Annotated in this window: 11 protein-coding genes and 1 pseudogene; 5 read left to right on the forward strand and 7 right to left on the reverse strand. The window is 73.0% G+C overall.

Annotated features, from left to right (window positions below; all coding sequences use genetic code 11):
• Positions 1-2: 2 nt before the first annotated feature.
• The 3 genes and pseudogenes from atpD to ACSRUE_RS34350 form a co-directional block, all read left to right on the forward strand.
• A pseudogene (gene atpD / locus ACSRUE_RS34340) lies at positions 3-1,527 on the forward strand (F0F1 ATP synthase subunit beta); the annotation flags it as partial.
• Positions 1,418-1,849: a F0F1 ATP synthase subunit epsilon gene (locus ACSRUE_RS34345; RefSeq protein WP_437331121.1), complete on the forward strand. Its 432-nt coding sequence runs from the start codon at positions 1,418-1,420 to the stop codon at positions 1,847-1,849. The pseudogene atpD and the gene ACSRUE_RS34345, both read left to right, overlap by 110 nt.
• A complete protein-coding gene (locus ACSRUE_RS34350) occupies positions 1,846-2,178 on the forward strand; it encodes an AtpZ/AtpI family protein (RefSeq protein ID WP_441293158.1) in 333 nt (110 codons plus the stop codon). Before ACSRUE_RS34345 ends, ACSRUE_RS34350 begins: the two co-directional genes overlap by 4 nt.
• Positions 2,179-2,180: 2 nt before the next feature.
• Here ACSRUE_RS34350 and ACSRUE_RS34355 read toward each other — a convergent pair whose 3' ends face one another.
• The 6 genes from ACSRUE_RS34355 to ACSRUE_RS34380 form a co-directional block, all read right to left on the reverse strand.
• Positions 2,181-2,438, reverse strand: coding sequence for an acyl carrier protein (locus ACSRUE_RS34355; protein WP_441287279.1), 258 nt, complete (start codon positions 2,436-2,438; stop codon positions 2,181-2,183).
• Positions 2,439-2,441: 3 nt separating this feature from the next.
• On the reverse strand, positions 2,442-3,662 hold the full coding sequence (locus tag ACSRUE_RS34360; RefSeq protein WP_441287280.1) for a dihydrolipoamide acetyltransferase family protein: 1,221 nt from the start codon (positions 3,660-3,662) through the stop codon (positions 2,442-2,444).
• On the reverse strand, positions 3,655-4,641 hold the full coding sequence (locus ACSRUE_RS34365; protein WP_441287281.1) for an alpha-ketoacid dehydrogenase subunit beta: 987 nt from the start codon (positions 4,639-4,641) through the stop codon (positions 3,655-3,657). Before ACSRUE_RS34365 ends, ACSRUE_RS34360 begins: the two co-directional genes overlap by 8 nt.
• Positions 4,642-4,850: 209 nt before the next feature.
• Positions 4,851-7,418 (reverse strand): magnesium-translocating P-type ATPase, encoded by a 2,568-nt coding sequence (gene mgtA, locus ACSRUE_RS34370; RefSeq protein WP_441287282.1) that lies wholly within the window; start codon positions 7,416-7,418, stop codon positions 4,851-4,853.
• Between the two features lie 46 nt (positions 7,419-7,464).
• Positions 7,465-8,445, reverse strand: coding sequence for a pyruvate dehydrogenase (acetyl-transferring) E1 component subunit alpha (pdhA, locus tag ACSRUE_RS34375; protein ID WP_441287283.1), 981 nt, complete (start codon positions 8,443-8,445; stop codon positions 7,465-7,467).
• Positions 8,446-8,594: 149 nt separating this feature from the next.
• Positions 8,595-9,554 (reverse strand): ribose-phosphate diphosphokinase, encoded by a 960-nt coding sequence (locus ACSRUE_RS34380; RefSeq protein WP_441293159.1) that lies wholly within the window; start codon positions 9,552-9,554, stop codon positions 8,595-8,597.
• 318 nt (positions 9,555-9,872) lie between these two features.
• Here ACSRUE_RS34380 and ACSRUE_RS34385 point away from each other — a divergent pair, with 318 nt between their 5' ends.
• Entirely contained in the window at positions 9,873-10,328 is a 456-nt protein-coding gene (locus ACSRUE_RS34385) for a CBS domain-containing protein (protein WP_441287284.1), read from the forward strand.
• Between the two features lie 60 nt (positions 10,329-10,388).
• Positions 10,389-11,744, forward strand: a complete 1,356-nt coding sequence (locus ACSRUE_RS34390; protein ID WP_441287285.1) for a phosphoribosyltransferase family protein — start codon at positions 10,389-10,391, stop codon at positions 11,742-11,744.
• Between the two features lie 32 nt (positions 11,745-11,776).
• On the opposite strand, the gene ACSRUE_RS34395 is transcribed toward ACSRUE_RS34390, so the two are convergent.
• Positions 11,777-12,937: a CapA family protein gene (locus ACSRUE_RS34395; RefSeq protein ID WP_441287286.1), complete on the reverse strand. Its 1,161-nt coding sequence runs from the start codon at positions 12,935-12,937 to the stop codon at positions 11,777-11,779.
• Between the last annotated feature and the right edge of the window lie 60 nt (positions 12,938-12,997).

A 12,997-nucleotide genomic window follows, 5' to 3' on the forward strand; every position in this document is an offset into this window, starting at 1 on the left:
CGATGGCGGGCGGCGGCGGAGCCGGCGCGGGGCGGGCCGAGGGCGCCGTGCGCAGGGTGCGGGGTTCGGTGGTCGACGTCGCGTTCCCCGCAGGCGCGCTCCCGCGCACGGGCGAGGCGCTGGCGCTGGAGCTCGACGGCCGCCGCCTCGTGCTCGAGGTGCAGCAGCAGCTCGATCCCGAGCACGTGCGGACGGTGGCCCTCGGGTTCACCGGAGGCCTGCAGCGCGGGGCGCGCGTCGCGGCCGCCGGGGCGCCGATCACGGTGCCCGTGGGAGAGCCCGCGCTGGGCCGGCTCGTCGACGTCCTCGGCGACCCGCTCGATCGGCGCGGCGCTTTCCCGCCGGACACCCCGCGCCGCCCGATCTCCCGCCCGGCGCCGCCGCTCGAGGCCGAGGTGCGGGCGCGCGAGGTCTACCCCACGGGCATCAAGGTGATCGATCCGCTCGCGCCGCTCGCGCGCGGGGGCAAGGCAGGGCTCTTCGGCGGGGCCGGGGTCGGCAAGACGGTGCTCTTGATGGAGCTCATCCGGAGCACGATCTCGAAGCAGCGCGGCATCGCTGTGTTCGCGGGGATCGGCGAGCGATCGCGCGAGGGGAACGAGCTCTGGCTCGAGATGCGCTCCTCGGGGGTGCTCGACCGGACGGTGCTGGTCTTCGGCCAGATGAACGAGCCGCCGGGCGCGCGCTTCCGCGTCGGGATGACGGCGCTCGCGCATGCCGAGTTCTTCCGCGACGAGCGCGGGCAGGACGTGTTGCTGCTCATCGACAACATCTTCCGCTTCGTCCAGGCCGGCAGCGAGGTCTCCGGCCTCCTCGGGCGCCTGCCCTCCCGGGTGGGCTACCAGCCCACGCTGGCCACGGAGATCGCCGAGATCGAGGAGCGGATCGCCTCCACCGCGCGCGCATCCATGACGTCGATCCAGGCCGTGTACGTCCCCGCCGACGACATGACCGATCCGGCGGTCGCGCAGATCCTCACGCACCTCGACGCGGCGATCGTGCTCTCGCGCAAGCTGTCGAGCGAGGGGATCTATCCGGCGATCGACCCCCTGACCTCGAGCTCCATCTTGATGGATCCGCTCGTCGTCGGCGCGGCCCATTACCGGACCAGCGCGCAGGTCCGCCGCACGCTGGCGGAGTACCGGGAGCTCGCCGACATCATCGCGATGCTCGGCATCGAGGAGCTCTCGCCGGAGGACCGGCGCACGGTCGCGCGGGCGCGGCGGCTCCAGCGGTTCCTCACGCAGCCGTTCGTCGTGACCCAGGCGTTCACGGGGCGCTCGGGCGCGACGGTCGAGGTCGCCGAGTGCATCCGGGGGTGCGACGCGATCCTCGCCGGAGAGTGCGACGACTGGCCGGAGGCCGCGCTGTACATGGTGGGCACGCTCGACGAGGCGCGCGCGCGGGTGAAGGGATCGTGAGGCTCACCATCGTGACGCCGGCGGCGCTGATCGCGGAGGTGGATCCGGTCCGCCACGTCCGCGCCGAGGACCCGACGGGCTCCTTCGGGATCCTCCCGGGGCACGCGGATCTGCTCACGGTGCTCGTCGTCTCGGTGCTCGTGTACCGGGACGACGCGGGGCGCGAGCGCTTCGTGGCGGTGCGCGGCGGTGTGCTGACCGTCCGCGAGCGGCGGGCGGTCGAGGTCCTCACCCGCGAGGCCGTCGCGAGCGACGACCTGGACCAGCTCGAGCGCGACGTGCTCGTCCGCTATCGCCGCACGGCCGCCGCCGAGGAGGAGGCCGCCCGCGGCCTGCGCCGGCTGGAGGGAGCGCTGCTGTGCAGGGTGGCCGACCACCTGCGGATCACAGGGCCGCGCCATGGGGTCCCTCGGTTGGAGCCGCGGTGACGTCCCCGGGAAGCGAGGGGCCGGGGCGCGCGCCGACGGAGCGCGACCCCTTGCACGAGGGCGTCGTCCGGTTCGGCGAGCGGCGCAGGCGCTGGGCGTGGGAGCGGGGGCGACCGCTGGGGCTCGCGCTGTCCCTGGTCGGCCTCGGGTGGCTCGTCGTGCTGCCGGCCCTGCTCGGGCTCTTCGTGGGGAGCTGGCTCGACGCGCGCTTGCGGACAGGCGTCATGCTCCGGGCCGGCCTCGGTCTGCTCGGGCTCTCGCTCGGCTGCGCGAGCGCGTGGCGGTACGTCGCGCGCCAGCTCCGGCGCGGTGACCGCGGGCGCAGCTGACGCTACGCCGCTCGCTGCGCGAGCGTCTTCGCCAGGTAGTCGGTGCACCCGCGGACCGTCGCGATCCGCCGGTAATCCGACTCGGGCACGCTCACGCCGAGCGCCGCGTCGAGGGCCGTCACGAAGCCAAGGAAATCCATCGAATCGATGTCGAGCTCCTCGCGGAAGTCACGGTCCGGGCCGAGCGCCTGGAGGTCCGCCTCCGGCGCGATGCGCTGGAGCTCCCGGCGCACGACGGCCTCGATCTCGTCCTTGTCCATCGGTCAAAGTCCCTCCGGTCGTTGCAGGAGCGCCTCGAGCGAGGCGAGGTAGGCGGCCGCGCGGTGGCCGTCCGTCACCCGGTGGTCCGCGGCGAGCGTCGCGTTCACGAGCGGCCGCGCCACCACACGGCCGTCGACGACCCACGGCCGCTCGGCGATCTTGCCGAACCCGACGATGGCCACCTGCGGCGGAAAGATGACGGGAAACACCGTCTCCACGCCGCGCTCCCCGAGGCTCGTGACGGTGATCGTGGGGTCGCTCATCTCGGAGCTCCGGAGCGTCCCGGCCCGGGCGCGCTGGACCAGATCCTTCAAGGCGGCCATCAGCTCGTCGAGCGGCAGCCGGTCCGCGTCGTGCAGCGCCGGCGCCACGAGCCCGCCGCCCCGGAGCGACACCGCCACGCCGAGGTGGATCCTCGGGGCGGGCGGCGCCTCATCCCCCTCCCAGCGGGCGTTCAGCTCGGGGACGGCGCGCAGGGCGAGCGCCGCCGCCTTGAGGAGGAGCGCGCCCGGCAGGAGCCGTCCGGCCACGCTGCGCTCCGCGTTCACCCGCTCGATCCAGGACATCGCCGTGCGGAGGTCGACGGTCGTGCCGAGGTAGAAGTGCGGCGCCTCGCGCTTCGATCGGGCCATCGCCGCCGCGATCGCCCGGCGCATGCGGGCCGACGCCTCCTTCGTCATGGCATCGGCCGCCGCCTCCTTCGTGCGGGCCGCCGCCGCCCGCTCGACATCCACGGCCTCGACGGCGCCGTCCGGTCCCGTCCCCTGGACCCGCGCAAGGTCGACCCCGAGCTCCTGCGCCCGCCGCCTCGCGCGGGGAGACACGCGCGGCCCCTGCGCGAGGGCCGCGGGCGGCGGCGCGGCGGCCTCCTGCGGCGCCGCGGCGGCCTCCTGCGGCGGCGCGGCGGCCGCCGGGGGAGGAAACGGCGGCGCGGGCGCGGCGGGCGCAGCAGGCGCGGCGGGCGGGGGCGCGCCGGCCGCAGCCTCACGCCCCTCGAGGATCACGGCCATCGCCGTGCCGACGGGCACCTTCTGCCCGGGCTCCACGAGGAGCCGGTCGATGACGCCGCTCGTGAACACCTCGACCTCCACGAGCCCCTTCTCGGTCTCGACCTCGGCGATCACGTCGTCGCGCGCGACGCGGTCCCCCACCGCGCGGCGCCACTTCACCAGCGTCCCGGCCTCCATGTCCGCGCCGAGCGAGGGCATCAGGAACTCAGCCATCGCGCCGCACCGTCCTCTCCACGGCGGCGACGATGCGCGGGACCTGCGGCAGCGCCGCCTCCTCGAGGTGGCGGGCGTAGGGGATCGGCACCTCGGCGCTGCACACCCGCGCGACGGGCGCGTCGAGCTCGTAGAACGCGCCCTCCATGATCCGCGCGCTCACCTCGGCGGCGAGGCTCCCGCTCCGCCACCCCTCGTCGACGAGCACGGCGCGGTGCGTCCGCCGTACGGTCGCGAGGATCGCCTCCTCGTCGAGCGGCCGCAGGCACCGGAGGTCCAGCACCTCGGCCTCGACGCCGCGGCCCGCGAGCTGCTCGGCGGCGGCGAGCGCCTTCGGGACCGAGCCGCCGTGCGCGATCAGGCTCACGTGGCGGCCCGCGCGCCGCACCTCCGCGCGGAAGGGAGCCGCCGGGGGCGCCTCGTCGTCGAGCTCGCCCTCCATGGGGTAGAGGTACTGGTGCTCGAAGACGACCACCGGGTCCGGATCGTCGAGCCCGGCGAGCAGCATGTCGCGCGCGTCCTGCACCGTCGCGGGCGCGAGGGCCTTGAGCCCGGGCACGTGCGCGTACCAGTTCTCGAGGCTGTGCGAGTGCTGCGCGGCGAGCTGGCGGCCGCCCCCCGTGGCCATGCGCACGACGAGCGGGATCGAGAACTGGCCGCCGGACATGTGCCGGAGCGTCGCCGCGTTGTTCACGATCTGGTCGAGCGCGAGCAGGCTGAAGTTGACCGTCATCACCTCGACGATCGGGCGCGCCCCGCCGAGGGCGGCGCCGATACCGGCGCCGACGAAGGTCGACTCGGCGAGCGGCGTGTCGCGGACCCGCTCCGGCCCGAACTCCTCGAGCAGGCCGGCGCTGCACGCGTAGGCGCCGCCGTAGCGGCCCACGTCCTCGCCCATCAGGAAGGCCCGCGGCTCGCGCCGGAGCGCCTCGCGCAGCCCGGAGCGGACCGCCTCGCGGTAGGTCGCCGTCCGCTTCACGTCACGGGTCCTCCGGGGCGTGGACGCAGCGGATCGAGTCCAGGGCCGGCAGGACGGGCCCTGCCGTGCTGCGCGCGTTCCTGGTCTGGCCGGGTGCCTCCCCTCATCACATTCAGGCTCCGAGAGACGCGGCCGAGCAACGAGCGTACCGGCGCCGAGGTGCGGAGGAAGAGCGCGCTCGTGCGGTCATCCCGAACGGCGGCCCCGCGTCACGCGAAGATGCGGCGCATGAGCACGCGCTTGATCGCCTCGACGATGGCGAGGTAGGTCAGCGTCGCGCCCGCGAGGAACAGGAAGAAGCCGGGCGGCAGCGGCACGAAGCCGAGCAGCCCGGCGAAGGGGCTGTACGGCAGCGCGAGGGCCACGGCCACGACGCCGAGCGTGGTCGCCGCGAGCGCGCGGCTCGGAGAGCTCTTGAAGGAGCTGCCCATCGTGCGGATCACGAAGATCACCAGCGTCTGCGTGGCCAGCGACTCGACGAACCAGCCGGTGCGGAAGAGCGGGGCCGGCGCGCGGAACACGCGGAGCAACACGTAGAAGGTGAGGAAGTCGTACAGGGAGCTGATCGGCCCGATCACCATCATGAAGCGGCGGATCAAGGCGATGTCCCACCGCCGCGGCTTCCGGACGAAGCTCGCGTCGACGTTGTCCGTCGGGATCGTGATCTGCGCGAGATCGTAGAGGAAGTTGTTCAGGAGGATCTGCGCGGGCAGCATCGGCAAGAACGGGAGGAGCACCGAGGCCCCGGCCATGCTGAACATGTTGCCGAAGTTCGAGCTCGTCCCCATGAGCAGGTACTTCATCACGTTGCCAAAGGCCTTCCGCCCCTCGAGGATGCCCGAGCGCAGCACGTCGAGCCTGCGGTCGAGCAGCACGATCTCCGCGGCGTCCCTGGCCACGTCGACGGCGCCGGCGACGGAGATCCCGACGTCGGCGGTGTGCAGCGACGGCGCGTCGTTGATGCCGTCGCCGACGTAGCCGACCACGTGGCCGCGGGCCTTGAGCGCGCGGAGGACGCGGTTCTTCTGCGCCGGCGAGACGCGCGCGAACACGCGGGTGCGCTCGGCGAGGTGGGAGAGCGCCGGGTCGTCGAGGCGATCGATCGCGCCGCCGAGGACGATCTCGCCGGGATCGAGGCCGACCTGCCGGCAGACGTGCCCGGCGACGAGCTCGCTGTCGCCCGTCAGGATCTTCACGTCGACCCCTTCCTCACGGAGGGCGCCCACGATCCCGGCGGCGTCGGGGAGCGGCGGATCGACGAACGCGAGCAGCCCCGCGAGCGTGAGATCGACCTCGTCGTCGCGCCCGTACGCCGGCTTGGCCGGCACGACGCGGTAGGCGACCGCGAGCACCCGGTAGCCCTGCTGGCCGAGCGCATGGAACGCCGCCTCGCACCGCGCGCGGGCGCCGTCGTCGAGCGGCCGCACCTCGCCGCCGGCCTCGTACGAGGTCGCGATCGCGAGGACGCTCTCGGGCGCGCCCTTGGTCACGAGCAGCCGCTCGCCCTGGCGCTCGGCGACCACGCTCACGCGGCGCCGCTCGAAGTCGAACGGCAGCTCGTCGAGCTTGTGGAAGCCGTTGATGTCGGGGTGCTCGTGGCGCAGCACGGCCGCGTCGAGCGGGTTCACCGCGGATCTGCGGAGCACGGCCGCGTCGACGGGGTTGTCCACGCCGCTCTCGAAGTAGCTGTTCAGGTAGGCGAGGAGGAACGGCCTCTCCGACGGCTCGCCGAGCGGGTCCACGTGGGCCTCGAGCTCCATCTCGCCCGTGGTGAGCGTCCCCGTCTTGTCGCTGCAGAGCACGTCGATGCTGCCGAAGTTCTGGATCGCCGAGAGGTTCGTGACGATCACCTTCTCGCGCGCGAGCCGCACCGCGCCCTGCGCGAGCGTGACGGTGGTGATCATCGGCAGGAACTCGGGGGTGAGCCCCACGGCCAGGGCCACCGCGAAGAGGAGCGACTCGAGCGGATCGCGCCGGAGCGCGGCGGTGAACGCGATGACGAGGAGCACGAGGAAGAGCACGAGCCTGAGGATGAACGCCCCGAAACGCGCCATCCCCCGCTCGAACTCGGTCTGCGGAGGGCGGGTCGCGAGGGCGCGGGCGATGCCGCCGAACGCCGTGTCGGCGCCCGTCGCGAACACGACCGCGGTCGCGGTGCCGCTCACCACCGACGACCCGAGGAACACCGCCTGGGTCATCTCGTCCGGGCTCGTCGCGGTCGAGGGCCCAGGGTCGGGGCTCTTCTCGGCGGGCAGCGGCTCGCCGGTGAGCGCGGCCTGGTGCACGTGCAGATCCCTGGCCGTGATCAGGCGCGCATCGGCGGGGACCAGATCGCCCGCGGTGAGCCGCAGGACGTCGCCCGGCACGAGCTCGCGCCGCGGGAGCTCGCGGAACACCCCGTCCCGCAGCGTCGTCGCGGTGGGCGCGACCTGGGCGCGGAGCCGCTCGGCCGCGCGGTGGGACCGCCGCGTCTGCACCGACTCGACCGCGACGCTCAGCGCCACGATGACCACGACGACCGCCGCGTTCGTCAGGTTGCCGAGGAGCGCCGACACCACGCTGGCGAGCAGGAGGATGCTCACGAGCGGGTTCGCGAAGCGGCGCAGCACCTGGACGACGGCCGCCTCTCGCCTCGTCGTGGCCGCGGGCTCGTTGGGTCCGAACCGCCCGAGCCGCTGCCGCGCCTCCTCGCTCGTCAGCCCGCCCGGCGAGGTCCCGAGCCGCTCGAGCAGCTCCGCGAGGGGTAGGCCCGAGAGCCGCTGCGCGTTCGCGTCCATGCGCCCACGAACTCCGCCTTCTCCTCGCCGCACTCCCCGGGCGCGATCACGGCACCTCCCGGGCGTAGACGAAGCGGGTCAGGTCCTCCACCGGCTCGAGCGGCGCCTCCTCCGCGGCCTTCACGGCCGCCTCGACCTCGGCCGCGACCTCGCCCAGGATCCGGGCGAGCGAGCCGTCGTCGAGCAGCCCCTCGGCGCGCAGCCGCGCGACGAACAGGTCGATGGGGTCGCGCTCCCGCCAGGCGGCCACCTCGCTCTTGTCCCGGTATCGCTCGGCGTCGTACATCGAGTGCGCGCGGAAGCGGTACGTCAGCAGCTCGAGGAAGCGGGGGCCGGCCGCCTCCCTCACGGCCGCGGCCGCGCGCCGCGTGGCCTGCTCCACCGCGAGCACATCCATGCCGTCGACCTGCTCGGCCGGCACGTGGTGGGCCGCGGGGATGTCGATGAGCCGCGGGTTCGCGGCGTGGCGCGCGAGCGCCGTCCCCATGGCGTACTGGTTGTTCTCGCAGAGGAAGAGCACCGGCAGGCTCCACAGCGCGGCGAGGTTCAGCGACTCGTGGAACTCCCCCTCGTCGGTCGCGCCGTCGCCGAAGAACGCCGCCGTGACCCGCCGCCGGCCGGCGAGCTTGTCGGCGAGCGCGAGCCCCACCGCGATGGGCAGGCCGCCGGCCACGATGGCGTAGCCGCCGTAGAAGCGCCGCTCCGCGCAGAACATGTGCATCGACCCGCCGCGCCCGAGGGCGCAGCCCGTCGCCTTCCCGTACATCTCGGCCATCGCGGCGGCGGGCGAGACCCCGCGCTGCAGCGCATGGCCGTGCTCGCGGTAGGCGGCGACCACGGCGTCGTCGTCCTCGAGCGCCCGCATCGCCCCGACCACGACCGCCTCTTCACCGATGACCAGGTGGAGGAAGCCGCGGATCTTCTGGAGCGTGTACAGCTCGGCGCACCGCTCCTCGAAGCGGCGGATGAGCAGCATCGCCCGCAGCACGGCGTGCGCCTCGGCCGGAGGGATCCCGAGCGAGCTCATGAGGGCTCCTTCGAACGACGCAGTCTCCTGCTCGGCACAGGCGCTTCCATCCAACACACCTCCGCGACAGGGCTCAGGCAACGATCGTACCGGCGCGGGCGCTTCCCGTCGTCGGCGTCGCTCATGGGTTCTCCTGCTCGGGCGCCGGCTCAGCGCGGAGGGCCTGCGGCCTCGCCGCGCGCGAGCAGCGCCTCCAGCGACCGGCCGTCATGGAGGAGCCGGATCGCCTCGGCCAGGAGCCCATCCAAGTGGACGAGCTCGACGGGGATCGCCGCGCCCGTGGCGGCAGCGACGCTGTCGGTCACGAGGAAACGGCGCACCGGGAGCGCGGAGAGCCGAGCCACCGCCGGGCCGACGAAGAGGGCGTGCGTCGCGAGAACGGTGATGTCCGGCGCGCAGCCCGCCGCGAGCAAGGCGTTCACGGCGGCCTCGATCGTCCCGCCGGTGCTGATCATGTCGTCGACGAGGAGGGGCGACCGTCCCCGGACCTCGCCCGTGATGGCGTGGACGCTGACGTCCTCGCCGCTGAGGCGGGTCTTGTGCACGACGGCGACAGGCAAGCGGAGGAGCCGGGCATGGCGATCCGCGAGCTTCGCGGCGCCCAGGTCCGGCGCCACGATGACGCTGCGCTCGGAGATCCAGGGTCTCGCCGCGTCCGAGAGCAGCGGCACCGCGCTCAGGTGCTCGAGCGGGATGGAGAAGAACCCCTCGAGCGCGGCATTGTGGAGGTCGACGGCCACCACGCGCGAGAGGCCCGCTGTCGTGAAGAGATCGGCGACGAGCCGGGCCCCTACCGGCTCCCTTCCCGAGGCGCGGCGGTCGTGGCGGGCATAGCCGAAATACGGAATGACGGCTGTCAGGCGCGAGGCCCCTGCGCGGCGACATGCATCCGCGAGGAACAGGAGCTCGGCGATGTGCTCGTCGACCGGTGGGCTCGTCGGCTGGAGGAAATACACGTCCCGCCCTCGCACGCTCTCCCGTAGCTGCACGTGAAGCTCGCCGTCCGCGAAGCGGCGCACCAGGGCGTCGCCCAGGCCGACGCCCAGGCGCTCCGCCACGGCCTGTGCGAGAGGGAGGTTCGCGTTGCCCGCGAAGAGGCAGATCTCCATGGGTGCTCCGCTGCGCCGCCTTGCCGTGTCGTGGGGGCTCATGGCGCCGCTCATTCGAGCTGTGACCGCTCTCCAGATGCAACCCCAGGGCCTGATGTCTCCGGTGACGTCCGCTCGCCTCCGCCGTCATCACGCCTCTGCGCCTGCTCTGCCTGCTCTGCCTGCTCTGCCTGCTCTGTTTGCTCTGTTTGCTCTGTTTGCTCTGTTTGCTCTGTTTGCTCGCCACGTGCCATAGGAGCGCACCGCCTCCATGACCCCTGGGTATGGGCTTCCCGGAGCCGACTCCGGCTCCATGGAGCGTTCGCTGGGAGGAATGCCGTGACCACTGCGGGAGAGCTCTGCAATCGGCGCGTCGTCACCATCGGCAAGACCGAGACCGTGATCGAGGCCGCCCGCCGCATGCGGGCGCATCACGTCGGCAGCCTGGTCATCGTCGACGAGCCCGCCGGGAGGACCGTGCCTGCCGGCATCATCACCGATCGCGACATCGTGGTCGGCGTGGTGGCGAACGCGAGTCCCTACCTGGAGTCTCTCCAGGTGGCGGATGTCGCGACCGAGCCGCTGGTCACAGCGCGAGAGCAGGAGGACCTCCTGGACGTCCTCGGCAGGATGCGCGCCGAGAGCATCCGCCGCGTGCCGGTGGTGAACGACGAGGGGGTGCTCCAGGGGATCATCGCCTTCGACGATCTCCTCGAGTTCCTGTCGGACGAGCTCTCCGAGCTGAGCGCGCTGGTGACGAGGCAGCAGCGGCGGGAAGCGCAGAGGAGGACCTGAGGGCCGGCTGTGTCAGGGGCGAGGACGTCACGGTCAGCACGCGACCGGAGGAGGGGCTTCATGCTGTTTCGAGATCGCGTTGATGCAGGGCGCCGCCTGGCCTTCGCGCTGGGTCGCTACCGCGACGAGGCGCCCGTCGTGCTCGGGCTCCCGCGCGGCGGCGTCCCGGTCGCCTACGAGGTCGCCCGGGCGCTCAAGGCGCCGCTCGACGTCTGGGTGGTGCGCAAGCTCGGCGTTCCGGGGTACGAAGAGCTGGGTCTGGGCGCCATCTCGGAGGGGGGAGAGGTGTACCTCAATGAGGGGGTGCTCGCGGAGATCGACGTCCCCCAGGAGGAGGTCGCGGAGATCGTGGACCGCAAGGCCGCCGAGGTCGAGGACCGCGTGCGGCGCTTTCGGCGCGGCCGGCCGCCGGTCGACGTCGAGGGCCGCACCGTCGTCGTCGTCGACGACGGCATCGCGACCGGCGGGACCGTGCGCGCCGCGCTCCGGGCCATCCGGCGGCGCAGGCCGAGGCGCCTCGTCCTCGCGGTCCCGGTCGCGTCGGCGACGACGCTCGAATCGCTGCGCCCCGAGGTCGATGAGGTGGTCTGCCTCGACGCGGATCCGCACCTGTTCGCGATAGGCGCCTATTACCAAGACTTCCGCCAGACCACGGACGAGGATGTCGTGGAGCTGCTCGAGCGGGCGCGCACCGGCGGCGCGGGCGCGGAAGGCGAGGAGGGGCCGGCGGGCCCGCCGGAGCCGGCAGATGAGCTCCCCATCGAGCTCGAGCTCGACGACGGCGCGCGCCTTCAGGGCAGCCTGACGATCCCCGCCGGGGCGACAGGCCTCGTCCTGTTCGCTCACGGGAGCGGCAGCAGCCGGCATAGCCCGCGCAACCGGTACGTCGCCGAGGTGCTCCAGAGCGCCGGGCTGGCCACGTTGCTCTTCGACCTCCTCACCGGCGAGGAAGAGGCGGTGGATGAGCGGACTGGCCACCTCCGGTTCGACGTCGAGCTCCTCGCGGGGCGGGTCATGAGCGCGGCCCTGGCCACGCGCGAGCAACCCGAGACGAGCGCGCTCCGGATCGGCTACTTCGGCGCGAGCACCGGCGCCGCGGCCGCGCTGATCGCCGCGGCGAGGCGTCCGGATCTCGCGGACGCCGTGGTGTCGCGGGGCGGGCGCCCCGATCTCGCCGGCGCGTACCTCGAGCAGGTCCGCGCGCCCACGCTGCTCATCGTCGGGAGCGCGGACACCGAGGTGCTCGCGTTGAACCGGCAGGCGCTCGATCTCCTGCGCGGACCGCGACAGCTCGCGATCGTGGAGGGAGCGACGCACCTGTTCGAGGAGCCAGGGACGCTGGAAGAGGTCGCGCGCGCGGCCAGCGCGTGGTTTGTCCGCTACCTGGCGCCCCAGGCGCTCGAGGCGACCGCGTAGCCGCACGAGGGCAGCGGTGCGATGCTCGCGGATCAGCTCCAGCGCAGCAGCAGGCTACCTTCCTCCCCGAGCTCGACGCGCGTCCCGAACCGCGCGCCCTCTCGGCTCAGCACGCCCCTCAGCCAGAGCGCGTCCTCTTGCGCGGCGCGGTGGAGGCGAAACTTGCTCATCCGCAGCGGTACCAGCTCCAGACCGACGAGCTCGCCGGTCCCCGCGCGCAGCGTGGCAAAGTACATCGTGGCCAGATCGCCTCGATAGGCCTCGTGTCCGCTGATGCCCTCATAGTCGTTCACGAAGTCGCCGCAGCCGTAGAGGATCAGCCGCCCCGCGTGGACCTCGATCGCCTTCGGATGATGCGAGGAGTGCCCGTGAACCACGTCGACGCCGGCGACGTCGACGAGGGCGTGGGCGAGCGCGATCTGCTCCTCCGGGACCTCGTACCCCCAGTTGGGGCCCCAGTGGATCGAGGCCACGACGATGTCGCCCTCCCGCCTGGCCGCCCGCACCGCGTCCAGCACGCGACCGACCTCCGCGGGAGACGACTCATCGACCAGGTGAATGCCCGGGCGGTCCACCGAGGCGCCCCAGCGCCGCGGGACGCCGCTGGTCTCCGAGCCCAGCGAGAAGACGAGGACCCTCCCCTCGCCCTCGACCTCGATGAGCGCCGGCGCCGCCGCCTCATCGAGGTCGCGGCCCGCGCCGGCCGTCGTCACGTTCACCGACCGGAGCGCGGCGATCGTGTCGATCAGCCCGGCAACTCCCCAGTCGAGGACGTGGTTGTTGGCCAGCGCGCAGCAGTCGATCTGCGCCGCGGCGAGGCACGAGACGTTCCCTGGGTGCATCCGGTAATTGATACCCTTGAGACACGGCTCATCGCTGGTCGTGATCGCCGTCTCGAGGTTGACCAGCCGGACGGCGGGCGCCCGCCGGCTCCACGCTTCGAGCGCGGCCCCCCAGACGTACGAGAAATCGACGGGACGGGGAATGGGGCCGCTCGCGCGCTCGGCGAGCTCGACGTAACCCCTCGCGTCCTCCACGGCCAGCTCGTACAGCACCGGAGCGCTGGGACACGGCAGGATCTGATCGATCCCCCGGCCGGTCATCACGTCACCGCAGAGAGAGATGGTGACAGCATCTGCAGTATCTGCAGTCGACGTGCCCTGGGTCCGCTCCCTCGCCGCGTCTTGCATCATGGGTCGCCGCTCCATCGAGCTGCACGAGCTGCAAGGAAGAGACCAGGTGCGGCGCGCGGA

The organism is Sorangium sp. KYC3313 (assembly GCF_052075895.1).
GTDB classification, from domain to species: Bacteria; Myxococcota_A; Polyangia; order Polyangiales; family Polyangiaceae; genus Sorangium; species Sorangium cellulosum_B.